The organism is Bradyrhizobium sp. USDA 3262 (genome assembly GCF_054060035.1).
On the sequence record NZ_JBSSCT010000001.1, the window covers coordinates 7,814,022 to 7,837,563 of the forward strand.

General features: G+C 65.8%; 19 protein-coding genes. 7 read left to right on the top strand and 12 right to left on the bottom strand.

Annotation, left to right across the window (positions count from 1 at the left end; all coding sequences use genetic code 11):
- Positions 1-26: 26 nt before the first annotated feature.
- On the bottom strand, positions 27-1,085 hold the full coding sequence (locus ACVWYP_RS36930) for a hypothetical protein (RefSeq protein ID WP_304496781.1): 1,059 nt from the start codon (positions 1,083-1,085) through the stop codon (positions 27-29).
- Between the two features lie 204 nt (positions 1,086-1,289).
- On the opposite strand from ACVWYP_RS36930, the gene ACVWYP_RS36935 reads away from it, so the two are divergent.
- The 3 genes from ACVWYP_RS36935 to ACVWYP_RS36945 all read left to right on the top strand — a co-directional run bounded on the left by ACVWYP_RS36935 (position 1,290) and on the right by ACVWYP_RS36945 (position 3,326).
- Positions 1,290-1,664 (top strand): Crp/Fnr family transcriptional regulator, encoded by a 375-nt coding sequence (locus tag ACVWYP_RS36935; RefSeq protein WP_018273297.1) that lies wholly within the window; start codon positions 1,290-1,292, stop codon positions 1,662-1,664.
- Positions 1,661-2,470: an MBL fold metallo-hydrolase gene (locus ACVWYP_RS36940; protein WP_304496782.1), complete on the top strand. Its 810-nt coding sequence runs from the start codon at positions 1,661-1,663 to the stop codon at positions 2,468-2,470. Before ACVWYP_RS36935 ends, ACVWYP_RS36940 begins: the two co-directional genes overlap by 4 nt.
- Before the next feature lie 241 nt (positions 2,471-2,711).
- Complete coding sequence (locus tag ACVWYP_RS36945) at positions 2,712-3,326, top strand: glutathione S-transferase family protein (RefSeq protein ID WP_092081716.1); 615 nt, start codon at positions 2,712-2,714, stop codon at positions 3,324-3,326.
- Positions 3,327-3,436: 110 nt separating this feature from the next.
- Here ACVWYP_RS36945 and ACVWYP_RS36950 read toward each other — a convergent pair whose 3' ends face one another.
- The 3 genes from ACVWYP_RS36950 to ACVWYP_RS36960 are packed head-to-tail and all read right to left on the bottom strand — an operon-like array spanning position 3,437 to position 5,469.
- Positions 3,437-3,931 carry a TPM domain-containing protein gene (locus ACVWYP_RS36950; protein ID WP_304496783.1) on the bottom strand — a complete coding sequence of 165 codons (495 nt, stop codon included), beginning with the start codon at positions 3,929-3,931 and terminating at the stop codon, positions 3,437-3,439.
- Positions 3,932-3,933: 2 nt separating this feature from the next.
- Positions 3,934-4,830, bottom strand: a complete 897-nt coding sequence (locus tag ACVWYP_RS36955) for a TPM domain-containing protein (protein WP_456684277.1) — start codon at positions 4,828-4,830, stop codon at positions 3,934-3,936.
- Between the two features lie 21 nt (positions 4,831-4,851).
- Positions 4,852-5,469: a LemA family protein gene (locus ACVWYP_RS36960; protein WP_028342518.1), complete on the bottom strand. Its 618-nt coding sequence runs from the start codon at positions 5,467-5,469 to the stop codon at positions 4,852-4,854.
- Between the two features lie 159 nt (positions 5,470-5,628).
- Here ACVWYP_RS36960 and ACVWYP_RS36965 point away from each other — a divergent pair, with 159 nt between their 5' ends.
- Genes ACVWYP_RS36965 through ACVWYP_RS36975 form a run of 3 tightly spaced genes read left to right on the top strand, consistent with a single transcriptional unit; the run spans position 5,629 to position 8,847 of the window.
- Positions 5,629-6,483, top strand: coding sequence for an enoyl-CoA hydratase (locus ACVWYP_RS36965; protein WP_453945892.1), 855 nt, complete (start codon positions 5,629-5,631; stop codon positions 6,481-6,483).
- A gap of 8 nt (positions 6,484-6,491) precedes the next feature.
- A complete protein-coding gene (locus ACVWYP_RS36970) occupies positions 6,492-7,637 on the top strand; it encodes an acyl-CoA dehydrogenase family protein (RefSeq protein ID WP_028342520.1) in 1,146 nt (381 codons plus the stop codon).
- A 13-nt stretch (positions 7,638-7,650) separates the two neighbouring features.
- The gene (locus ACVWYP_RS36975; RefSeq protein ID WP_304496784.1) at positions 7,651-8,847 is read left to right on the top strand and encodes an acyl-CoA dehydrogenase family protein; all 1,197 of its coding nucleotides are present in this window, start codon (positions 7,651-7,653) and stop codon (positions 8,845-8,847) included.
- A 97-nt stretch (positions 8,848-8,944) separates the two neighbouring features.
- On the opposite strand, the gene ACVWYP_RS36980 is transcribed toward ACVWYP_RS36975, so the two are convergent.
- The 7 genes from ACVWYP_RS36980 to ACVWYP_RS37010 form a co-directional block, all read right to left on the bottom strand.
- Positions 8,945-11,272, bottom strand: coding sequence for a xanthine dehydrogenase family protein molybdopterin-binding subunit (locus ACVWYP_RS36980; protein WP_304496785.1), 2,328 nt, complete (start codon positions 11,270-11,272; stop codon positions 8,945-8,947).
- Positions 11,273-11,431: 159 nt separating this feature from the next.
- Complete coding sequence (locus tag ACVWYP_RS36985) at positions 11,432-12,523, bottom strand: S1C family serine protease (protein WP_304496786.1); 1,092 nt, start codon at positions 12,521-12,523, stop codon at positions 11,432-11,434.
- A gap of 97 nt (positions 12,524-12,620) precedes the next feature.
- Complete coding sequence (locus tag ACVWYP_RS36990; RefSeq protein ID WP_038386222.1) at positions 12,621-13,496, bottom strand: dihydrodipicolinate synthase family protein; 876 nt, start codon at positions 13,494-13,496, stop codon at positions 12,621-12,623.
- Positions 13,489-14,445, bottom strand: coding sequence for an NAD-dependent epimerase/dehydratase family protein (locus ACVWYP_RS36995; RefSeq protein WP_304496787.1), 957 nt, complete (start codon positions 14,443-14,445; stop codon positions 13,489-13,491). The genes ACVWYP_RS36990 and ACVWYP_RS36995 overlap by 8 nt, the downstream gene beginning before the upstream one ends.
- A gap of 23 nt (positions 14,446-14,468) precedes the next feature.
- Complete coding sequence (gene pgm, locus ACVWYP_RS37000; protein ID WP_304496788.1) at positions 14,469-16,109, bottom strand: phosphoglucomutase (alpha-D-glucose-1,6-bisphosphate-dependent); 1,641 nt, start codon at positions 16,107-16,109, stop codon at positions 14,469-14,471.
- Positions 16,110-16,366: 257 nt separating this feature from the next.
- Positions 16,367-18,019, bottom strand: coding sequence for an acetolactate synthase large subunit (locus tag ACVWYP_RS37005; protein WP_304496789.1), 1,653 nt, complete (start codon positions 18,017-18,019; stop codon positions 16,367-16,369).
- Positions 18,020-18,097: 78 nt separating this feature from the next.
- Positions 18,098-20,764, bottom strand: a complete 2,667-nt coding sequence (locus ACVWYP_RS37010) for a M1 family metallopeptidase (RefSeq protein ID WP_453945891.1) — start codon at positions 20,762-20,764, stop codon at positions 18,098-18,100.
- A 248-nt stretch (positions 20,765-21,012) separates the two neighbouring features.
- Here ACVWYP_RS37010 and ACVWYP_RS37015 point away from each other — a divergent pair, with 248 nt between their 5' ends.
- Positions 21,013-22,467, top strand: a complete 1,455-nt coding sequence (locus ACVWYP_RS37015; RefSeq protein ID WP_304496791.1) for a GH1 family beta-glucosidase — start codon at positions 21,013-21,015, stop codon at positions 22,465-22,467.
- A gap of 1 nt (position 22,468) precedes the next feature.
- Here ACVWYP_RS37015 and ACVWYP_RS37020 read toward each other — a convergent pair whose 3' ends face one another.
- The gene (locus tag ACVWYP_RS37020; RefSeq protein ID WP_304496792.1) at positions 22,469-23,536 is read right to left on the bottom strand and encodes a maleylacetate reductase; all 1,068 of its coding nucleotides are present in this window, start codon (positions 23,534-23,536) and stop codon (positions 22,469-22,471) included.
- Between the last annotated feature and the right edge of the window lie 6 nt (positions 23,537-23,542).

Here is a 23,542-nt window from a genome sequence, read left to right on the forward strand (position 1 = left end):
GCCTTGGTGTTGTCGCGTTTCGGCGATCAGCGCGAAACGATCAGGCCCTTGCTGGTGACGACCACCCAGCGGCCATCCTGCTTGCGGATGGCGTCGACACGGCCAAGGCCCGGGACAGGGTCGCCGGCGTAAACCTCGTAGATGCCGCCGCGGCCCTCGATCAACGCGCCGCCATTGCCGACGTCGCGCAGCGACCAGCCGTCGACCACCGGCAGGCGGCCGACCTCGGGCCTGGGCGCGGCCGCCGCCGCCGCGGCAGTCGCCGGGGTGACCGAGCCCGTGACTTCGCGGGCGGGCGTCGCCGCGGCGACGGTCGTTTGCGGCGTGGCGCGGAGCTTGTCGACCGCCTCGCTGAGCTTGTTAAGCTTGGCCATCGGCTCGGCCTGGGCCTTCTCGACCTTCTCGATCCGGTCGCTGGCCTTGCTGAACTGGGCCTGGCCGGCCTTGGCGGTCTGCTCGACGCTGGCCTTCAGCGCGGCGATTTCGGACTCGATCCGGGCGAGCGCGGCATCGGCCGCTTCCTTCGCCGCCACGTCCCTGGCAGCCGCATCCGTCGCGGAGGCGACGGCGGGGGTGGCAAGATGGCCGAGCCCCGCGGTCGCGAGCGCACCGCCAATGGCGCCGGCCACGGTCGCCAGCGCGATCACCGCCGCCATCGCCCCGATCCGGCGCGCGCCGGCCGGCTTGCCTGCCGCCTTGGCCGCCTGTTCGGCGCCCGGCCTGGATGCGGTCGCCTCATGGTCCCAGGTGCGGTCACCCGGCGCCATGATCATCAGCTTGCCCGGAAAATGCGGCTCTTCCCGCTTGCCGGTCTCGACCTTGGGCACGTCCATATTGGTCGGCTCGACCTTGGCCTCGACCTTCGGCTCGATCATGGACTCGATCTTGGGCGGTTCAAGCTTCGAGGGTTCAATCTTGGGCGCGTCCATCCGGGACGCGTCCGCCTTTGGTGACGTCTCTTCCTGCTCGGGCGCAAGCCGGGGAGCTTCGACACCGGTCGCGGCCATCACGGGCTCGCTTTTCGCCGCCATTTCGGCGCCGGTTTGACCGCTGACCGGCTCGCTCTGCTGCTCACTCACGTTCAAAGTCTCCAGACTAGGTTGACAATTCGGTAACTTTTATTGCTTGCGAAATGGTTACCCCGCTCCGCCATTACCTAAATTTTAGGGAGTTTTCCGGGCCGGATTTGGGCGATGCTGCCCTGCGGCAATCTGCGCCGCTTCCGTTTGCGCGCGGCGCTTTCCCGATTAACATACCGCCATCTTCCAGCCAGAAGGCAGGAGAGCGCCATGACGATCGAGAAATGCATCAAGGAATTTGGTGTCGATGACGTCATCTTTGAGGAAGGCTCGACCGGCCGCGAGCTGTTTGTCGTGCTCGACGGCAAGGTCGACATCGCCAAGATCGATCGCGGAAACAAGACTGTTATCGTCAGCCTCGGCAAGGGCGAGTTCTTCGGCGAGATGGCCGTGATCGACGGCTCGGCGCGCTCGGCGACCGCGATCGCCTCAGCGCCCGCGACGCGGGTGATGCGGATCAACCACGCCCGCTTCGTCTATCTGGTCAGCCAGCAACCGGCGTTTGCGCTGATGGTGATGGATGCGCTCTCGAAGCGCCTGCGCGCATCCAACGCGGTCACTTACCGGACGGCGGCAACCCCATGAGCGACCGCAAGCCAAGCCCGTTCAAGACGCTGTTCGACGCCGAGGTCGCAACGCTGATCCAGGCCGCAGACGACGTCTATCAGATCCGCTTCAAGAACCGTGCGGCGAACGCCTATCTGGTGCGCGGCAGCAGGCGGACCATCATGATCGATGTCGGACTGTCGAGCAATTATCCGTCGCTCATTGCCTGCCTCAATCATCTCGGGGTGACGCCCGAGATGATCGACATGGTGGTGCTGAGCCATGAGCATCTCGACCACATCGGCGCGGCGTACCATTTCCACGGCAGCGCCTATATCGCCGCGCACCGGCTCGCCGCCAACAAGATCATGCTGCGCGACGATTTCTCGATGCTGCGCAAGATGTTCAACGAGCCGAACGTGCCGATCGATATCGACATCTGGCTCGAGGAAGGCAACCTGATCGACCTCGGCAATTTCCGCCTCAACGTGATGTACACGCCCGGCCACACCTCGGCCTGCATCACGCTGTTCGACCAGGACAAGGGCCTGCTGTTCGCCGCCGACACGCTGATGCCCGGCGGCGTGATGGGCGGCGTGTTCGGCTCCGGCTCGATCGCCGACTACATCCAGTCGCTGGAGCGGCTGAAGGGCCTCAACTCGAAGATCCTGCTGTCGGGTCATGGCCGGCTGTCCGATACGCCGCAGGACGATGTCCGGATCGCGCTGCAGCGCTCGCACGGCCTGCTCGAGGACACCGCGCAACTGTTCGACGCGCTCGATGCGCGCTCGAATTTCGAGCCGATCATGCAGTCGGTGCGCGACCTCAACAAGCTCGACGATTGACGCCTGGTCTCTCCGTCATTGCGAGCCAACGGGTCGCGCGAACGCGCGCCCGATGACAGGCTCCGCGAAGCAATCCATGCTTCAGCACGTGCGGAGCGATGGATTGCTTCGTCGCTCCAGCGCAAAATTGCTCTGCAATTTTGTCGCGAGCTCCTCGCAATGACGCCGCATTTGACAAATCCGCGCCCGGCCTGTTCAACAGCGGCAACAACAACGCTGAAGAAAACAGGGAGCGAGGACCATGAAGCTTTACGACTCGATCGGACCCAATCCGCGCATCGTGCGCATGTTCATGGCGGAGAAGGGCATCGAGATACCCAAGCAGACCGTCGACCTGCGCAAGGGCGAGAACCGCGAGACGGAACACCTGAAGCGTAATCCGCACGGCCAGATGCCGGCGCTCGAGCTGGATTGCGGCAACTACCTCTCCGAGATCACGGCGATCTGCGAATATCTCGAGGAGAAGCACCCCTCGCCCGCGATGATCGGCACCACGCCGGAAGAGCGGGCGGAATGCCGGATGTGGACGCGTCGCGTCGATCTCAACATCGCCGAGCCACTCGCCAACGGCTACCGCTTCGGCGAAGCGCTGAAATTCTTCGAGAAGCGCATTCCCGTTGCGCCCGAAGCCTCGCCCGGCCTGAAGATGATCGCCGCCAACCGCATCAAATGGCTGAATGACCAGATGGCCGACGGCCGCGACTATATCTGCGGCAAGCGCTTCACGCTCGCCGACATGCTGCTCTATTGCTGGCTCGATTTCGGCAACCAGGTCGGCCAGCCGCTGGACCAGTCGAACGCCAACATCGTCGCCTGGTTCAACCGCGTCGGCGCGCGGCCATCGGTGAAGGCGTAGACCCTCTCTCTACCGTCATTCCGGGGCGCGCGTAGCGCGAACCCGGAATCCAGAGGTCGTGGAACGAGATTCCGGGTTCGATGCGTTCGCATCGCCCCGGAATGACGGGCTCAAATCACCACCGGCTTGTCCGGCAGCTCGTTCGGGCCGGCCGGAGGCGGGAAATACCTTGCCAGCTCGCGCGACACTGCCGCGATGCCCTTGATCACGCCCTGCTCGAAGCGGCCGGCCCGAAAATCCGTTTCCATCGTGCGGCAGATCGCCTCCCAGCCGGCATGGCCGACCTTCGCGTCGATGCCGCGGTCGGCGACGATCTCGACGTCGCGGTCGGCGAGCAACAGATAGATCAGGACGCCATTGTTGTGATCGGTGTCCCAGATCCGCAAGTGCGAGAACACGTCGAGCGCGCGCTCCCGCGCAGGCTGATTGCGGAACAGCGGCACGCCGTCGAGCGCGCCCTCGACGACGAAACGGATCTGGCCGGAATGAGTGGCCTCGCCGGCCTTGATCGCCCGCTCGATGGCGTCGAGCACGCGCGGCGGAAAATCGCGCCGCACGCGCCAGCGGTGTTCGATCAGATGCTTGCCGATGCGCTTGATGCCCATGCCTACCAGCTCCCCGAGGCGCCGCCGCCGCCGAAGCTGCCGCCTCCGCCGCTGAAGCCGCCGCTATCGCTCGAGCTCGAGCCGCTGCTCCAGCCCCCGCCGCCGGACCAGCCGCCGGAATAACCGCCGCCGCGCCGGTACGGTCCCGAGCCGGCCGCCGGACCGCCGAAGTTCAATCCGCCGAAGATCAGCGCCGCGACGGCGGCGAACAGGCCGACCACCAGCGCCGTGGCGAGCGAGCCGGCCACCATCCAGGTGAAGACGCCGACAACACCGCCGGTCGCAACCGAGCCCAACAACCGTCCCAGTATCCCACGCAACACGCCGGCCACGATGATGACGATAAAGATTGTCACCGGATTGGCGAAGTCGACCAGGTTCGGCCGTTGCCAATGCTCGGGCTCCGGCGCCGGCAATTGCTCGCCATTGATCAGGCGGATCATCCGGTCGACGCCGGCCGAGATGCCGCCGGCGAAATCGCCGGCCTTGAATTTCGGCGTGATGTCTTCGTCGATGATGCGGTGGGTGACGGCATCGCTCAGCACGCCTTCGAGGCCGTAGCCGACCTCGATGCGCAAATGCCGGTCGTTCTTGGCGACGACAAGGAGCGCACCATCGTCGATCTTCTTGCGCCCGATCTTCCAGGCCTCGGCCACGCGGATCGAGAACTGCTCGATGGTTTCTTCGCCGGTGGTCGGCACGATCAGGACCGCGATCTGGCTGCCCTTGCGGGTCTCCAGATCCTTCAGCCGGTCGGTCAGCGATGCGATATCGCCGGCGGACAGCGTCCCGGTCTGGTCGACGACGCGGCCGGTGAGCGGAGGCACCGCGACCTCGGCCCATGCCGGGCAGACCAAGCCCAGCAGGAAGGCGAGCAGGATAACGCGTGCGGCGGTCATCGCGATGCGCGCACGCCGGCGTTATTTCGACGGCGCCGGGGCCGGCGACGGATTATTGAAATCGACCTTCGGCGCGGTCGATATTTCCTTTTCATTGTCGACCGTGAAGTTGGGCTTCTCCTTGTAGCCGAACGCCATCGCGGTCAGGTTGTTCGGGAAGGTGCGGATGCCGACATTGTAGTCCTGCACCGCCTTGATGTAGCGATTGCGCGCCACCGTGATGCGGTTCTCGGTGCCCTCGAGCTGCGCCATCAGGTCGCGGAACAGCGCATCCGATTTCAGCTGCGGATAATTTTCAGTGACGACCAAGAGCCGCGACAGCGCGCTGGTCAATTCGCCTTGCGCCTGCGTGAACTTCTGGAACGCAGCCGGATCGTTGAGCACCTCGGGCGTTGCCTGGATGCTGCCGACCTTGGCGCGCGCGTTGGTGACGCCGAGCAGCACGTCCTTCTCCTGCTGCGCAAAGCCCTTCACCGAGTTGACCAGGTTGGGCACGAGATCGGCGCGCCGCTGGTACTGGTTCACCACCTCCGACCAGCCCGACTTGACCTGCTCGTCATTGGTCTGGATCGCGTTGTAGCCGCAGTTGGTCAGGCTCAATGTCGCCAGCGCTGCGAGCACGGTCCAAAGCTTGCGCATGAAGATGGTCCTCCCCGGTGGATTCCGCGTCAGCTTAACAGATTTTCGCCGGATAATCCCGTGCGGCGGATTTCGCGGCTTCTTTTGCGGATGATGACGCTTGCCTATCCCTGCCCGCGCCGTTCATCATGGCAAAAAAATCGATCGCGGGAGGATCCATTGGCGTCTGAACAATTCGAGACGATTGTTGTCGAACGGCCCGAGCCCGCGATTGCGCGGATCGTGATGAACCGCCCCGAGGCGCGCAACGCCCAGAACCTGCAGATGACCTACGACCTCAACGCCGCCTTCGACCAGGCGGTGCAGGACGACGCGATCAAGGTCATCATCCTCGCCGGCAACGGTCCACATTTCTCGGCCGGCCACGATCTGCGGCCCGGCGCCAAGAACCAGGCCGGCGTCGATTTCCCGCCAGTCGGAAATTGGGGCGGCTTCGCCGAGCCCAACGCCCACGGCCGCTTCGCGCGCGAGCAGGAGATCTATCTGCAGATCACACGGCGCTGGCGCAATCTGGCAAAGCCCACGATCGCGGAGGTGCACGGCAAGTGCATCGCCGGCGGGCTGATGCTGGCCTGGGCCTGCGACCTGATCGTCGCGAGCAGCGATGCCGAATTCTGCGATCCCGTGGTGACGATGGGCGTCTGCGGCGTCGAGTGGTTCGTGCATCCCTGGGAGCTCGGCGCGCGCAAGGCCAAGGAGATGTTGTTCACCGCCGACATCTGGAGCGCCGACGAGGCGCATCGCCTCGGCATGGTCAATCATGTGGTGCCGCGCGGCGATCTCACGTCGTTCACGCTGGCGCTGGCACGGCGCATTGCCGCCAAGCCCGCCTTTGCGCTGAAGCTCTCCAAGGAAGCGGTGAACCGCTCGATCGACATCATGGGGCAGCCAGCCGCGATCGATCAGGCGTTTGCGCTGCATCAGCTCTGCCACGCCCATAATCTCCAGGAATTCGGAATGGTGGTGGACCCCGCGGGTCTGCATCCCTCCGTCAAGAAAACCGCCAACGTGTAGAAAGCCAGATGGACCTCACCCTCAGCGACGAGCAGCGCCTGCTGCGCGAAAGTGCCGACCGCTTCGTGGCGGAGACCTTCACGTCAGATCATCGCAAGAAGGCGGCGAACGACCCGTTGGGCTATTCGCCTGCGATCTGGAAGCAGTTCGCCGAGCTTGGCTGGCTTGCGCTGCCGATCGCCGAAGCCCATGGCGGGCTCGGCGGCGGCGCGATCGAGATCGGGCTGCTGATGGAGGCGTTCGGTCGTGGCCTGGTGTCCGAGCCGTTCCTTTCCACCGTCGTGATCGGCGCCGCACTGGTCGCCGAATGCGGCACCGAGGCGCAGCAGCAGGCGATCCTGCCCAAAGTTGCCGAGGGCGCGCTCACGCTCGCCTTCGCGCATTCCGAGCGCGCCGCGCGCTTCGACCTCGGCCATGTCGACACGACGGCGACCAAGACTGCCGACGGCTGGAAGCTGAACGGCAGCAAGATCGCGGTGCTCGACGGCGCCGCCGCCAACCAGATCATCGTCTCCGCCCGCGCTGCCAGCGCCAACGGCGCGACGGGCAAGCTCGGACTGTTCCTGATGCCGGCGGGAACGGCGGGTCTCGCGCTGCGCGATTACGCGCGGCTCGGTGGCGGCCGCGGCTGCAATCTCGATCTCAGGGATGTGCAATTGCCCGCCGATGCGCTGCTCGGCGACGGCCAGGATGCGCTGTCTGCGATCGAAACCGTGGTCGACCGCGCGATGGCCGCGCTCGGTGCGGAAGCGGTCGGCATCATGCAAACGCTGCTCGACACCACGCTCGAATACACCAAGATTCGAAAACAGTTCGGCCGGCCGCTGTCGGCCAACCAAGTGATCCGTCACCGCCTCGCCGACGTCGCGATGCAGGTCGACGAGGCGCGCTCGATGGCCCTGCGCGCCGCGCTGATGGCCAATGCCGAGCCCGTGGCCCGCAGCCGTGCGGCGTCCGGCGCCAAGGCGAAGATCGGCAAATGCGCGCGCTTCGTCGCCGAGCAGGCGGTGCAGCTGCACGGCGCGATGGGCGTCACCGAGGAGCTCGACATCGGCGCCTATTTCAAGCGGCTGCTCGCCTTCGATACGCTGTTCGGCAACAGCGCCCATCATTACCGCCGCCACGCCGCGCTCAGCGGCCGCGCCCACGCCTAACGGAGAGCGCACCATGGATCTCACCTTCAGCGCCGAGGAACGCGCCTTCGAGCAGGAAGTCCGCGATTTCATTGCCGGGAGCCTCACGCCGGAGATGAAGCGCGCCACCGCGCTGACGCCGTCGGTGTTCTCCGACCCCGATATCGGCATGGCCTGGCAGCGCGCGCTGCACAAGAAGGGCTGGGGCGCGCCGGGCTGGCCGGTGGAACATGGCGGACCGGACTGGACGCCGGCACAGCGCTGGATCTTCGAGGCCGAATGCGCCCGCGCCGGCGTGCCGAATGTCAACGTGATGGGGGTGAAGATGGTCGGCCCCGTCATCATCGGGTTCGGCTCGCCCGAGCAGCAGAACTTCTACCTGCCGCGGATTCTCTCCGGCGAGGATTACTGGTGCCAGGGCTATTCCGAGCCGGGCTCGGGCTCCGACCTCGCCTCACTGAAAACCCGCGCGGTGCGTGACGGCGACGACTACGTCATCAACGGCACCAAGATCTGGACCACGCATGCGCACCACGCCAACCGCATGTTCGCGCTGGTGCGTACCAATGACGGCGAACGGCAGCAGGACGGCATCAGCTTCATCCTGATCGACATGAAGACGCCGGGCATCACCACGCGCCCGATCCTGACCATCGGCGGCGACCACGAGGTCAACCAGGTGTTCTTCGACGACGTCCGGGTACCCGTCGCCAACCGCGTCGGCGAGGAAGGCAAGGGCTGGACCTACGGCAAGTACCTGCTCGAATTCGAGCGCGGCTCCGGCATCGCGTCGGCCAAGCTGCGCGAGGCGCTGAAGACGATCTCCGATCTCGCAGTCTCCGAGATCACCGGCCGCGCCATCGAGGATCCCGACATCGCGATCCGGATGTCGGAGGTCGAGGTCGATATCGATGCGCTCGAGATGACCGAGCTCAGGGTGCTGTCGGCGCTGCAGACCGGGCAGAATCCCGGCGCGGTGTCGTCGCTGATCAAGCTCCGCGTCAGCGAGATCCGCCAGGCGGTGACGCGGCTCGGCGTCGACGTGATCGGCCAGGACGGGCTCGCCGTCGAGCCGGCGCGGCCGTTCTACCGGCTCAACCACGAGCCGGCGATCCCCGAAGAACTGCTGCCGGTGGTGCCGGAATATCTCAACGGCCGCGCCTATACGATCTTCGGCGGATCGTCCGAGATCCAGCGCGACATCATCGCGAAGATGGTGTTGGGGCTGTAGGGCACCGTCGTTCCGGGGCATCGCAAAGCGATGAACCCGGAACCTCGATGTTATGGCGCGAGATTTCGGGTTCGCGCTGGCGCGCCCCGGAATGACACTACGCCGCCCCCACCTTGGCGTCGCGGATCGCCTGCCAGATCTTCGACGGCGTCAGCGGCGTGTTCAGCTGGATGATCCCGACTTCGCTCAGCGCATCCATCACGCCGTTGGTGATGCAGGGCGGCCCGCCGATCGCACCGGACTCGCCGCAGCCCTTGGCGCCCAGCGGATTGGTCTTGCACGGCGCGGAGCCATCGAGCGTCACCGTGATCGGCGGAATGTCGTCCGCGCGCGGGATGCAATAGTCCTGATAGCTCGCGGTCAGCAGCTGGCCTTCTTCGTTGTAGGCCACTCCTTCGTACAACGCCTGGCCGATGCCCTGGACAACACCGCCATGCACCTGCCCCGTCACCAGCATCGGATTGACCGCGACGCCGACGTCGTCGACCGTGGTGTAGCGCACCACCCGCGTGACGCCGGTCTCGGGATCGATCTCGACCTCGCAGATATGGGTGCCGTTCGGCCAGCTCGGCCCGTCGACATTGCCCTCGCTCTCGACCGAGAGCTTTGCGCCGTTTTCCTTCGCCGCGATCTCGAACAGGCTGATGCGCCTGTCGGTGCCGACCACGGTGAGGAAGCCGTCGCGATACTCGATGTCCTCGACGGAGGCTTCCAGCAAATTGGAGGCCTTGTCGCGCGCCTTGTTGATCATGTCGTTGCTGGAGACCGCAACCGCGGTGCCGCCGACGAACAGCGAGCGCGAGCCGACACTGCCGAAGCCGGTGGCGAGGTCCGTGTCGCCCTGGATGACGTCGATCTTGTCCATCGCGATGCCGAGCGTATCGGCGATCATCTGGGTGTAGGTGGTGGCGAGGCCCTGCCCCATCGCCATCGTGCCGGAATGCAGGATGACGCGGCCTTCGGCGGTCGCATGCAGCGAGACGTTCTCGGTGTGGGCGCGGCCGCCGGTCCATTCGATGTAGCTGGTCAGGCCGCGGCCATAGAGCAGGCCCTTCTTCTTCGCCGCCTTCTTGCGCGCGGCAAAGCCGTTCCAGTCGGCCAAATCAGACGCGCGCTCCAGCATGTGCGCGAAGGCTCCGGAATCGTACACCTGCCCGACCGCATTGGTGTAGGGCAGCTGCGCCGGCTTGATGTAGTTGACCTTGCGGATGGCGCGCGGGTCCATTCCGATCTGGCGCGCAGCGGCGTCGAACAGCCGCTCGACGATGAACACCGCCTCGGGCCTGCCGGCGCCGCGATAGGCGCCGACCGGCGCGGTGTGGGTCATCACCGACTTCACCTCGAAATGCACCAGCGGCAAATCGTAGACGCCGGTCTGCACGAACGGGCCGAGCACCAGCGGAATGATGTTGGCGGTGCCCGACGAATAGGCGCCGGTGCCGCCGATCGAGCGCACCCGATAGGCCAGCACGCGGCCCTTGGCGTCGAGTGCGAACTCGCCGGTCGAGGTCAGATCGCGGCCATGGGTGCCGCCGACGAACTCGTCGGTGCGGTCGCCGCGCCAGCGGATCTTCTCGTTCAGCTTGGTCGCGGCATAGGCGACGATGCCGTCTTCCGGATACAGGCTGGTCTTCTGGCCGAAGCCGCCGCCGATGTCGCCGACCAGCACGCGCACGCTGTCCTTCGGCCGCTTCAGGATCGATTCCGCCAACAGGTCGCGGGTCGAGCCCGGGGTCTGCGACTGCACGTGGAGAATCAGCCGGCCGGTCTTCTTCTCGATCTCGGCAATGGTCGAGCGCGGCTCCATCGCCGACGGCACCAGGCGCTGGCTGACCAGGTCGAGCGACACCGTGTGCGCGGCGTTGGCGAAGGCTTCCTCAACCTTGGCGGCATCGCCATAGCTCATCGCGGCCACGATGTTGTCGGGCGCCTCCGGCCAGACCGCCGGCGCGCCCGGCTTGATCGCCTCGACCGGATCGACCACCGAGGGCAGCACCTCGTAATCGATCTCGATCGCCTCAGTCGCGGTCTGCGCCAGCACCCGCGAGGTCGCGACCACGGCCGCGACGCCCTCGCCCGCGTAACGCACCACCTCATGCGCCAGCAGGCGCCGCGGCGGCACGGTCATCGGCGAGCCGTCGGGCCGCTTGAAGATCGCAAGCGTCGGCAGCGTGCCGATATCGTCCTTGACGAGGTCGGCGCCGGTATAAACGGCCTTGACGCCGGGCATCTCCAGCGCCGCCTTGGCGTCGATCGACTTGATGTAGGCGTGTGCGTGCGGCGAGCGCAGCACGTGCAGCCAGAGCGCGCCGTCCTGCGGCTTGTCGTCGATGAAATGCCCCTTCCCGGTGACCAGCCGCTGGTCCTCCAGACGCTTGACTGGCTGGCCCGCACCAAAACGCATATTACCGGGAAGAATGTTCATCAGAGGGTCCTTCGAGCTTCCAAGAATTTCCAGAGAATTTGGCGGGGGTTTTAGCGGATTTTGGCGGCCTGACAACCACGCGCCGGCCGGAGGACAGGCGTGTCGTCGCGCGGCGCGCGGAAGCACAATTCGGTGGCACGCGTCAGGCCAGTGACGACATTATTGCGCCCGGCCGATATCGACGATGGCGACCTCGACATCGCGCGCCGAGCCGTCGCGGTTCACGCTGAGCCGCACTTTCTTGCCGACCCCGATCTGCTCGAGCTGGTCGGCCAGATCGGAGAGCCGGTGGACCGGCTTGCCGTCGACCGCGGTGATCACGTCGCCGAGCTCACCGGTCGACATGTCGACCCCGCGTATCCCGGCGCGCTCGGCCGGCGACCCCGGTGTCGTGCGCACCACGATCAATCCTTCGGCACCGATACGGGTGGCGACCGCCTCATTCGCCGTGACGATGCCGATCCCCGGCGTCGGCACGCGGCCGTTGCGGATCAGCTCAGGCACCACGCGATTGACGATATCGACCGGGATCGCAAAGCCGATGCCGGCATTGGAGCCCGACGGCGACAGGATCGCCGTGGTCACGCCGATTAGCCGGCCGGCGGAATCGAGCAACGGGCCGCCCGAATTGCCCGGATTGATCGCGGTGTCGGTCTGGATCACGTTGGAGATCTCGCGGCCGCTCGAGGTCGGCAGCCGGCGCTTGAGCGCGCTGATAATGCCGCTGGACATCGATTGATCGAGCCCGAACGGGTTGCCGATCGCATAGGCAAACTGGCCGACCTTGAGATCGGACGAGCTGCCGAGCGCCAATGACGGCGGCAGCTTGCGCGCGCTGCGGATGCGCAGCACGGCCAGATCGTAGTTCGGCGCCGTGCCGACGATCTCGGCGCGTACCGCCTCGCCGGAGGCAAAGCGGATCGCGACCTGGCTTGCGTTCTGCACCACATGGTTGTTGGTGACGACGTGGCCGTCATTGTCCCAGACAATGCCGGTGCCTGACGCCGCGCCGCCGCCCTCCTGCTCCTCGCTCAGCGGATTGGCGGCGGTTTGCGTCACCACCTGCACGACCGACGGCGAGACCTTCTCGAAGATCTCGACATTGGCCTTTTCGGCATCCGACAGCGCGCCGCGCTCGGCGACGGCGCGGGCAGCCGGGCCGCTCCACGGCGCCTGACGGATGCTGCCGGCCGCGAATATCAGCAGAATGGCCGCGATCACGGCCAGGACAAGGACGGTACGCCGATTCATTGGTGTGCTCCACGCAACAAACGCGCTGACCAAGCGGAGGTTTCCGGCATAGCCAAGGCGGATTGCCCGGCATTTTGCCGCGCAGCCCCCGACGGCTTCAGGCCAGATCGCGCAACGCCGCCTCGACCACCTTGCGCTGCTCGGCCGTGAGCGGCGCCTGCGGCGGCACGGGATCGCCGACGTCGTAGCCCTGGCTCGCGAGCCCGGCCTTGATGCAGGCGGCGAGGTTGAAGCGGGCGAACGCCTCGTTGATGCGCCACAACTTGCGCTGCAGGGCCATCGCCTCGTCCCAGCGGGTGCGGCGGCACAGATTGTAGAGCTCGACGCTCTGCCGCGGGATGATGCAGGCCGGGCCCGCCATCCAGCCATGGCCGCCGATCAGCATCACCGCGGCCGGAATATGGGCGGAGGCCGAGAACACTTTCAGGCTGTCGCCACAGCGGTTCATGATCGACAGCAGCCGGCCGGTGTTGGTCGAGGCGTCCTTGATGTAGCCGATGCGCGGATGCTCGGCGAGCCGCGCGATGACGTCGAGCGTGAGGTCGGAGCGCTGGAAATTCGGATTGGTGTAGATCACGACCGGAATGTCGACGGCATCGGCGATGGCGCGGAAATAGGATTCGACCTGCGCATCGGCGACTGGGAAATAGGCCTCCAGGATCGCGAGGATGCCGCTCGCGCCGCGCTTCTGGTAGGCCTTGGCCTGCGCCACCGCATCCGCCGTCGAAGTCGAGGCGACGCCGGCGACCACGGGCACGCGGCCCTGCGCGGCCTCGATCGTGGTCTGCACCACCTGCATGCGCTGCGCATTGTTGAGATAGGCGAACTCGCCGGTCGAACCGAGCGGCGTCAAGCCGTGGACGCCGGCCTTGACCAGATCGTCGCAGAGCCGGCCCAGCACCTCGGTGCGGACATGGCCGGCGGGGTCGACCGGGGACACCAGGTACGGAAAGACGCCGTGGAAATCAGCCATTTGCGAGCCTCGTTGACGGCGAGACATAATCGGGATCGTGCGCAAAGGGAAGCGGCGCGCCGCTGCGCAAGGCGCCGAGCACCGCTGCGAAATCCGTCCCAGCGCGGAAGCCGAGCAGCCGTTCGGCCTTGCCGGCGTCGTAGATCCGGCCGATCGATTTCGGCAGACGCCAGCCGCGCCGCGCGAACAGCGCCGGCGCATCGGGGAAATGGCGCGCGATCACGCCAGCCGCGTCCGTCTTCAGGTCGGCGACGTCGCCGCGCGCAAACGGCGTCGGCGCGCTGATCACAAAGACCTCGAAGCCGCGGATCTTGTCCAGCGCCACGACATGGGCATCGGCGGCGTCCTCGACCGTGAGGCGGCGGTACAGCAGCTCGGTCGCCTTCAGGTTCTCGCCATGGATGTCACGGATAGTGTCGTCATCCTCGGGGAAGAAGCGGCTGGTGCGCAACACCGCGCAGTTCAGCCCGTGCTCGCGACTATACAGGCGGCACAGCCCTTCAGCGGCGAGTTTTGTCACTCCGTAAATGTTGCGCGGCTCGAGCGGTCCTGTCGTCTCGTCGAGCCACACCGCAGCATGGCCTTCCTCGTCGCGGATCGCCTGCGAGATCATCAGCGAGGTCGTCGAGGTGAAGACGAAACGGTCGTGGCCGGCAGCCACTGCTGCCTGCAGCAAATTGAGCGTGCCTGTGACGTTGACGTCGACAAAGGCCTGCGGCGCGAACCGCGCGATATCGGGCTTGTGCAGCGCCCCGCCATGGATCACGGCCTCGATGCCGTGATCGGCGAACACACGCTCGACCACCGATCGTTCGGCTACCGAGCCTGTGACATCGGTCGCCTCGCCCGGGACGACGTCGAGGCCGACCACGTCATGGCCGGCCTGTCGAAGCCGCGGCGCGAGGAAACGGCCGAGCCAGCCGGAGGAGCCCGTCAACAATATTCGCATGAATTCCGCCCGGCCCGCGCCTTTCAGAACACCTTGGCGATCGCGGCCTGCGCATCGCCCTGGATCTGCTTCAGATGATCCGGCCCGCGGAAGCTTTCGGCGTAGATCTTGTAGACATCCTCGGTGCCGGAGGGACGCGCGGCGAACCAGCCCGCCTCGCTCTCGACCTTGATGCCGCCGAACGGCTGGTCGTTGCCCGGCGCCTTGGTCCTGACCGCGCGCACGGCATCGCCGGCGAGCTGCGTCATGTTGAGCTGCTCGGGCCCGAGCGCCTTCAGCGCGTTCTTCTGCTTCGGCGTCGCCGCCACATCGATGCGCTCGTAATAGGGAACGCCGAGTTCGGCGGTCAGCTCGCCGAACAATTCGCTCGGATCGCGGCCGGTCCTGGCGATGATCTCGGCTGCCAAGAGGCCGAGGATGATGCCGTCCTTGTCGGTGGTCCACACCGAGCCGTCGCGCTTCAGGAACGAAGCGCCCGCGCTCTCCTCGCCGGCAAAGCCGAAGCCGCCGCTGCCGAGCCCGTCGACGAACCATTTGAAGCCGACCGGCGTCTCGACCAACTTGCGGTTCAGCTTCTTCGCCACGCGATCGATGATCGAGCTCGACACAATCGTCTTGCCGATCGCGGCGTCCTTGCTCCATTGCGGCCGGTGCGCGAACAGATAGGCGATCGCGGTGGCGAGGAAGTGGTTCGGGTTCATCAGCCCGTTCGAGCGGGTCACGATGCCGTGGCGGTCGGCGTCGGTGTCGTTGGCAAAGGCGACGTCGAACCGGTCGCGCATCCCGATCAGGCTCGCCATCGCATAAGGCGACGAGCAGTCCATCCGGACCTTGCCGTCCCAGTCCGCGGTCATGAAGCGGAAGGTCGGATCGACGGCCTCATTGACGACGCTGGCGTTGATGCCGTAGCGCGCGATGATCGGCTGCCAGTAGTGCACCGCCGCGCCGCCGAGCGGGTCGATGCCAATCTTGACGCCGGCGGACTTGATCAGCGCGAGGTCGACGGTGTTGCCGAGATCGGCGACATAGGGCGTGATGTAGTCGTGCAGATGCGTGGTCGCTGCCTTGCGCGCGCGATCATAGGGCAGCCGCGCCACGCCCTTGAGACCGGCCTCGATATAGCGGTTGGCGTTCTTCTCGACCACCGCGGTAACGTCGGTGTCGGCCGGACCGCCATGCGGCGGATTGTATTTGTAGCCGCCATCCTCCGGTGGGTTGTGTGACGGCGTGATGACGACGCCGTCGGCAAGGCCCGTGCTGCGTCCCTTGTTGTAGCTCAGGATCGCGTGCGAGATCACGGGCGTCGGAGTGTAGCCGCCCTGCGCATCGATCATGATCTCGACGCCGTTCGCCGCGAACACCTCGACCGCGCTGGCCAGCGCCGGCTCGGCCAGCGCATGGGTGTCGATGCCGATGAACAGCGGTCCGGTGAGGCCCTTCTCGCGCCGGTAATCGCAGATCGCCTGCGTGGTGGCGAGGATATGGTCCTCGTTGAAGGAATTCTTCAGCGACGAGCCGCGATGGCCCGAGGTGCCGAACGCAACCCGCTGGGTGGGATCGGTGGCATCGGGCTTGCCGGCAAAATAGGCCGTGACCAGCCGCGGCACATTGGCGAGCGAGGCGGGATCGATGGGTTTTCCGGCGGCAGGATTTGGTGCAGTCACGTGACCTCTCAGATCTGGTATCGCCGACAATCTGCGCAATGGTGATGCCATTGCGTGACATCTTGGCGTGACATCTTGGCGTGCTACCATGGCGGCTTACGTTCAATCAAGCCGCGGGCTTTTCGTTCCTTGCCCACCGCAGCAATGCTTCAGCTTCTTGTTTGAGCATGATCTCCGCGCAAACGCTTTGCGTTGGTCGCAAGGGAAAACCGCTTCGCACTTTGCGCTAACGCGGCACTTCGGGTCCGGATCATGCTCTACGACACATCGATCTGCTGCACCTTCTCGCGCAATTCGTCGACCAGCACCCGCTTGTTCTCGGTATAGTCGATCGGCACCACGACGAGGTGCACGCCGCCGCCGGAAAACGCCCGTTCCAGGGTCGGGACGATCGCATCCGTGCTCGCGATCCGCGAACCCTTGGCGCCGTAGCTTTCGGCGTATTTGACGAAATCCGGATTGCCGAAGGTCAGGCCGAAATCCGGGAAATGATCGACCGCCTGCTTCCAGCGGATCATGCCGTAGGCGGAATCCTCCAGGATCAGGATCACAAGATTGAGCTTGAGGCGGACCGCGGTCTCGAGCTCCTGCGAGTTCATCATGAAGCCGCCGTCGCCGCAGACCGCGAGCACGCGGTTGTTCGGATACAGCATCGCCGCCATCATCGCCGACGGCAGGCCGGCGCCCATGGTCGCGAGCGCGTTGTCGAGCAGCAGCGAGTTCGCGAGCAGCGTGCGGTAGTTGCGCGCAAACCAGATCTTGTACATGCCGTTGTCGAGCGCGACGATGCCGTCCTCCGGAATCACCTGCCGCACATCATGCACGATGCGCTGCGGCGTCGGCGGCCAGCGGCCCTCGGTGGCGCGATCGGTGATCTTCGCCAGAATGCTCCGGCGCAGGCTGAGCAGCGCGCTGGCATGCGGCAGCTTTCCCTCGACCCGATCGGCCAGCAATTCAAGGCTCGGACCGACGTCGCCGATCACCTCGCATTGCGGGAAATAGACCTGCTCGACCGTTGCCGGCATGTAGCTGACATGGATCACCTGCGGGCCCTTCGGGCCCATGATGAAAGGCGGCTTCTCGACCGTGTCGTGACCGATCGCGATGATGAGGTCGGCGCGGTCGATCGCCTCGTGCACATAGTCGCGCTCGCTCAGCGCGGCGGTTCCCATATATTGATTGGTGCCGCCGGATACCGTGCCCTTGCCCATCTGCGTGGTGAAGAACGGGATTTTCGTGCGCCGCACGAAGTCGCCGATCCCGGCGGTCGAACGCGGACGCGATGCCGCCGCACCAAGCATGATCAGCGGGCGCTGCGCCTTCAGGATCATGTCGGCGGCGCGGTCGAGCGCGGCGGCGTGCGCGATCGGAATCTCGATCGGATGCGGCGGTATCATTTCGACCGGGGTCGTTTCCTCGCCTGCGATGTCTTCCGGCAGCTCGAGCAGCACCGGCCCCGGCCGTTCCTGCGTCGCAATGCGGAAGGCGTCACGGACCAGGGTCGGAATGGTCGCGCCGCTGACGATCTGCAGCGATAATTTGGTCAACGGACGGAACGTGTTGACGATGTCGACGATCTGGAACTTGGCCTGCCGGCTGCTCAAGATGCCCTTCTGGCCGGTCAGCATCACCATCGGCATCGCGCCGAGCAGCGCGTAGGCAGCGCCAGTGGTCAGGTTGAGCGCGCCGGGGCCGAGCGTCGTCATGCAGACGCCGGGCTTTCCGGTCAGCCGGCCATAGGTCGCCGCCATGAACGCCGCGGCCTGCTCGTGGCGCGTGACGATCAGTTTGATCGAGGATTTGCGCAGGCTCTCGACGACGTCGAGATTCTCCTCGCCGGGGACGCCGAACACCCGCTCCACGCCCTCATTCTCGAGGGCCGCGACCAGCAAATCGGAACCTTTGACCATCTCAGCCTCGCATCGTTGATTGCATGCCGCGCACAGAGCATAGCGGCATCGCGCGCCGCCGGAAACTCCCTCGCGAGCTCACGGCTTGTGCGCCCTGATCCAGGAGTCGGCGGCGGGTAACACGCGCGCGGCAAGATCGGCCGAGATTACGATCGCCTGCACGGATCGCGCCACCATCACCCGTCCGCCGGTGGTTGATTGCGACGGAGCAAACGCGGCGAGTTCCGCCGCGTGGCCCTCATCGGTAAAATTGGTCATGAAGTTCGGCACGAACTGGTCGCGGAAGTTCGGCCCCTGCCTTGCCAGCAAGATATCGAAATTGGTCTGGACGAAGTCCCAGGCGAGCTGCGGCTGCTCGCCTGCGGACGCAACCGCGTTGATCATCCCCGTCACGATCGTATCGGGCAATTCGTTGGTCAGCGTCAACGCCAGCGTCGCCCGCGCCAATTCGGCATCGCGGGCGCTTGCCGCCGCGAGATAATAACGCAGCCGTTCATTGGTCGCCGTGCTGTTGCGCGCCAGCGCGAGCAATTTGTCATAGGTTGCCCGATCGGCGGTCACACCGACAACATGCGTGACGGCATCGCGCAATGCGGTCGGAAGCGAATTGGGATCATCGACGAATGCCGCAAAGCGCCGCTTCGCTTCCGCCACAATAGCCGCATCCCCGAGGTCGCCAAGCGTCGAGATCAGGCTTGCACGCAACAACGCAGTGTCATCGCCGCCTGAACCGGCGCCGTCCCATCCGATCCGATCGAACACCGGGCGCAGCTTGGCGCGGGCATAAGCCTGGATCACCGGCCGCTCGGTGCGGCCGCGCGACAGGCGGTTCAGTGAAGCGAATGTCGAGATCACCTGGTCCCACACCGCGCGATGGTCACCGGCATCGAGCGCATCGAGCAGCGCGAGATAGGACGGCGCCTCCGCGCGGCCCGCCTGCACCAGCGCCCAGCTGTCGGTGACGACATTGAGACGGTCCGTGACCTGCATTTGCGGGAAGGCATTCAGCAACGCCGCACGGTTCTTCGGGCCGTACTCGACCCTGTAGTATCCGACGTCGCCGAGGTTGACCTTGATCGCATCGCCGCAGGCGCCGGCCGGGATATTGGTGCTCCCCTTCAGCAATATCTCGTCAAACGGCCTGCCATGCGCCGGTCCGACCGCGACCGGGATCTGCCAGTTGCGGGCCGGCAGCGGCGGATTGTTGGCCGGCGCGATCACGAAGCGATCCTGCCGCAAGGTCAGGCGTTGCGCCACGCCATCGCAAGTCGCCTCGGCCACGACCAGCGGCACGCCGTCCTGCTCGGTGAAGGAGGCGGCGATGCCGGTGATGGTCTTGCCGCCGGTACTCTCGAGCGCCTGCCAGAGATCAGCGGTCGTCGCGTTGCTGTAGGCATGCGCGGCCATATATTTGCGTATGCCTTCGCGGAACGCCTGTTCGCCGAGATAGTTCTCGAGCATGCGGATCAGCGCCTGCCCCTTGTTGTAGGTAATGGCGTCGAATGCCGTGACCGCTTCACTATGATCGGCAATCGGCTGCTGCACCGGATGCGAGGTGCGCCGCGCATCGAGCGCCATGGCAAACTGCTTCGCGCCGTAGCCGTTCAGCCAGCCCTGCCATTGCGGATAGAACTGCTCCGAGGCCTTGGTTGCCATCCAGCTGGCAAAGCCCTCGTTGAGCCAGAGATTGTCCCACCACGCCATGGTGACGAGATCGCCGAACCACATATGCGCCATCTCGTGCGCGATGATCGCGAAGATGCCCCGCCGCACGGTCTCCGCAGAGGTCGCAGGGTCGAACAGCAGCCGGCTCTCGAAGAAGGTGATGCCACCCCAGTTCTCCATCGCGCCGCCGAACCCGCCGGGAACGGCGATCAGGTCGAGCTTCGGCAGCGGATATTTCACGCCGAAATAGTCGTTGTAATAGGCGAGCAGCTTCACCGCGCTGTCGAGCGCGAACCGGCCCTGCCCGCCCTTGCCCTCCGTCGTCACCACGCCGACCTTGACGCCGCCGGCATCCGCCGTGACGCGCTCGAGTTCGCCGACCGTGAGCACGAACAGATAGCTCGACATCTTCGGCGTCGGCGCGAACGCAACCTTCTTGAGATCGCCGGCGACCGGCTCTTCGCTGGTCACGGGCATGTTGCCGACCGCGAGCAGATTGCGTGGAATGACGACGGTCAGCGCGAAGCTCGCCTTGAACGACGGCTCGTCCCAGCACGGGAAGATCCGCCTAGCATCGGCCGGCTCCAGCTTGCTGGAGATCATCCGCTTGATCCCGGTCCTGGTCGGGTAGTCGACCGAGAACAGGCCGGCGCCGAATTTATTGATCTGCGCCGTGAAGGCGATGCGCAGCTTGTGGCGGCCGGCCGCAAGCGGCTTGGCGAAGGTCAACGTTGCGGTCTGCGCGGTGGCGTCGGTCGCGACCTCCGCGCGCTGCGCGCCGTCATCGCTTGTAACCTCTGCGAATGTCGTGTTGACCGCGTTCAGCGTCAGCTGCGCGGTCGCCTCGCGCACCTCGATGTCGACGGTCTCGACGCCGGGCAGAGCGAGGCTGGCGATGTCAGGCGTCAGCTCGATCGCGTAATGCAGCGGGACGACCGTCTTCGGCAGCTTTCCGGGCGTGCGGTCGAACGAGAATGTCTGCTCGGCCCGTGCGCCCGCGGCCATTGTCAGCAGCAAGCCGATCGCAGTGGCAAGACGACGCAGCAGCGCCCTTCGGACATGGGTTGCAGGCTTGTTCATCGCGCGCAGCTCACGGGGGTCTCGGGGATATTCGGATGTCATTGCGGAGGGACGTAGCAGGCAATCTAGTAGAGAAAATGTCGCCACAAAACTGCCAACTCCGCGACATTGACATCACAATGCTTTGCATTGATTGGTGCCCGCTCGGCACGGCGCTTTGGCCTGCTGACCCTTGTTGCTCAACGGCGGGATGGAAGGTTAACCTACGGCTCGCATTCCAGCGGCAACGTCCGCGACGGGAGACAACAATGTTCGGAAAGTTCTCGCGCCGGCAGTTTGCGGGCCTCGCAGGCCTCTCGGCGCTCGGTTTGACCGGCCCCGCCGAGGCTGCAAACCGTGCGTCGCGGCCGGACGGCACGAACTTTCCCACGGGCTTCGTCTGGGGCACCGCGACCTCGTCCTACCAGGTCGAGGGCGCGGTCAATGAGGACGGCCGCGGCCCATCGATCTGGGACACATTCACCCATACATCGGGCAAGATCGAGGACGGCTCGACCGGCGATCGCGCCAACGACCACTATCACCGCTACAAGGAGGACGTCCGCCTCATCAAGGAGCTCGGCGCCAGGGCCTATCGCTTCTCGATTGCCTGGCCGCGGGTGTTTCCCGACGGCGCCGGGGCGCCGAACCCGAAGGGCCTCGACTTCTACAACCGCCTCGTCGACGAGTTGCTGGCGAACGGCATCGAGCCCTACGCCACGCTCTATCACTGGGACCTGCCGCAGGCGTTGCAGGACCGTGTCGGCGGCTGGCGCTCGCGCGACACCTCGAAGGCATTCGGCGACTATGCCGGCTACGTGGCGCAGCGACTGACCGACCGCGTGAAGAACGTCTTCACCCTCAACGAGGTGGGGCGTTTCCTCCCCTTCGGCTATGCGCTCGGCGTCGACGCCCCCGGGCTGAAGCTGCCGGCGGGCGAGGTGAACCAGGCGCGCCACCACGTCGCGCTGGCGCATGGCCTTGCGGTGCAGGCGATCCGCGCCAAAGGCCGTGCCGGCACGCGGGTGGGGCCGGCCGAAAACATCACCGCCTGTGTCCCAGCCTTCAACACGCCGGAGAACATCCGCGCCACCGAGATCGCGACCCGCGAGCTCAATGCGGGTTTTCTCGGTGTCGTCCTCGAAGGCAAATACACCGAAGGCTTCCTGCAATATGCCGGCGCGGATGCGCCCAAATTCACCGCGGACGAGCTGAAGATCATCGCACAGCCCAATGATTTCGTCGGGCTGAACATCTACGCGCCGCAATGCTACATCCTCGCGACCGATAATGCGCCCGGCTGGAAGCCGCTGCCGATGCCGGCTTCCTTCCCGCATATGAGCTCGGAATGGCTGCGGATCGCGCCAGAGACGATCTATTGGGCGCCGCGGATCGCCGCCAAGCTATGGAACATCAAGAGCATCTATATCAGCGAGAACGGCACGTCCGGCGAGGACAGGGTGCATCCGGACGGGCAGATCTACGACCTCGACCGCATCATGTTCCTGCGCAACTACCTTGCGCAGTTGCAGCGCGCGACCGCCGACGGCGTCCCGGTCCACGGCTATTTCCTGTGGAGCCTGATGGATAATTTCGAATGGATCTTCGGCTACGAGAAGCGCTTCGGCCTCTACCGGGTGGATTTCGAGACCCAGGCCCGGGTGCCGAAATTGAGCGCGGCATTCTACCGCGACGTGATCGCGCGCAACGCGATCGGGGTTTGATCTATCCGGCCTGCGGGCGCGCGCCGGACCAGGCGCGCTTCAGCAGGTCGCGGATGCCGCTCTCCTCGATCGGCCGCGGATTCCAGTAGGGATTTTTGATGGCGAGCGCGGCGGCCTTTGCGATGCCGTCTTCGGGCATGCCGATCTCGGCGAGCGAACGCGGCGCGCCGAGCCTTGCCGACAGATCGAACAGGCCGTCGGCGGCGTCAGCCGCTCCGAGCGCCCTCGCCGCGCGGCTGACTGCATCGCGGGCGGCCGGTGTGTTGTAGGCGATGGTATGCGGCAGCAGCACCGCATGGGTCTCGGCATGCGGCAGGTCGAACAGCGCGCCGACGGTGTGGCAGAGCTTGTGATGCAGCGCCATGCCGACGGTGCCGAGGCAGACCGCGCACAGCCACGCGCCGTACAGTGCGTCGGAGCGCGCCTCGAGATCGCGCGGCCGCGCGATCACGTCGGGCAGCGACGAGGCAAGCTTCGCAATCGCCTCTTCCGCCATCAGCGAGGTGATCGGGTTGCCGTCCCGCGCATACAGCGCCTCGGCCGCGTGTGCGATGGCGTTGAGGCCGGAGATCGCGGAGAATTTCGCCGGCATCGAGACGGTCAGGTTGACGTCGTAGATCACGGCCTCGGGCAGGATCTTCGGCGAGGATTGCGTGGTCTTGACGCCGTCGACGGTTTCGCCGAGCACCGGCGTCATCTCGGAGCCGGCATAGCTGGTCGGCACGATCAGTTGCGGCAGGTCGGTGCGCAGCGCAATCGCCTTGCTGAGGCCGGTCGCGGCGCCGGCGCCGATCGCGACCACGCCGTCGGGCTTGAGCTCGCGGACGATCTGCATCGCACGTTCGGTCACCGCGACCGGCGTGTGCACCACCGCACCGTCTAACAATCCGGCCATACGGCCGCCGGTCAGCTCAGCGAGATCGCCGAGCTCGGCCTGCTGCCGCCGGCTCGCCAGCACCAGCGCGCGGCTGATGCCGAGCCGGTCGAGCTCGCCCGCCAACTGCGCGACCGTGCCGACCCCGAACACGACCCGCATCGGGCTGACCTGGTAGGTGAACGGCTGCGCCATGGCGAT

Bases quoted from the DNA above. Each gene is read 5' to 3' on its own strand.
- ACVWYP_RS36935 (WP_018273297.1), top strand. From the start codon at position 1,290: ATGACGATCGAGAAATGCATCAAGGAATTTGGTGTCGATGACGTCATC.
- ACVWYP_RS36940 (WP_304496782.1), top strand. From the start codon at position 1,661: ATGAGCGACCGCAAGCCAAGCCCGTTCAAGACGCTGTTCGACGCCGAG.
- ACVWYP_RS36945 (WP_092081716.1), top strand. From the start codon at position 2,712: ATGAAGCTTTACGACTCGATCGGACCCAATCCGCGCATCGTGCGCATG.
- ACVWYP_RS36950 (WP_304496783.1), bottom strand. From the start codon at position 3,931: ATGGGCATCAAGCGCATCGGCAAGCATCTGATCGAACACCGCTGGCGC.
- ACVWYP_RS36955 (WP_456684277.1), bottom strand. From the start codon at position 4,830: ATGACCGCCGCACGCGTTATCCTGCTCGCCTTCCTGCTGGGCTTGGTC.
- ACVWYP_RS36960 (WP_028342518.1), bottom strand. From the start codon at position 5,469: ATGCGCAAGCTTTGGACCGTGCTCGCAGCGCTGGCGACATTGAGCCTG.
- ACVWYP_RS36970 (WP_028342520.1), top strand. From the start codon at position 6,492: ATGGACCTCACCCTCAGCGACGAGCAGCGCCTGCTGCGCGAAAGTGCC.
- ACVWYP_RS36975 (WP_304496784.1), top strand. From the start codon at position 7,651: ATGGATCTCACCTTCAGCGCCGAGGAACGCGCCTTCGAGCAGGAAGTC.
- ACVWYP_RS36980 (WP_304496785.1), bottom strand. From the start codon at position 11,272: ATGAACATTCTTCCCGGTAATATGCGTTTTGGTGCGGGCCAGCCAGTC.
- ACVWYP_RS36985 (WP_304496786.1), bottom strand. From the start codon at position 12,523: ATGAATCGGCGTACCGTCCTTGTCCTGGCCGTGATCGCGGCCATTCTG.
- ACVWYP_RS36990 (WP_038386222.1), bottom strand. From the start codon at position 13,496: ATGGCTGATTTCCACGGCGTCTTTCCGTACCTGGTGTCCCCGGTCGAC.
- ACVWYP_RS36995 (WP_304496787.1), bottom strand. From the start codon at position 14,445: ATGCGAATATTGTTGACGGGCTCCTCCGGCTGGCTCGGCCGTTTCCTC.
- ACVWYP_RS37005 (WP_304496789.1), bottom strand. From the start codon at position 18,019: ATGGTCAAAGGTTCCGATTTGCTGGTCGCGGCCCTCGAGAATGAGGGC.
- ACVWYP_RS37010 (WP_453945891.1), bottom strand. From the start codon at position 20,764: ATGAACAAGCCTGCAACCCATGTCCGAAGGGCGCTGCTGCGTCGTCTT.
- ACVWYP_RS37015 (WP_304496791.1), top strand. From the start codon at position 21,013: ATGTTCGGAAAGTTCTCGCGCCGGCAGTTTGCGGGCCTCGCAGGCCTC.
- ACVWYP_RS37020 (WP_304496792.1), bottom strand. From the start codon at position 23,536: ATGGCGCAGCCGTTCACCTACCAGGTCAGCCCGATGCGGGTCGTGTTC.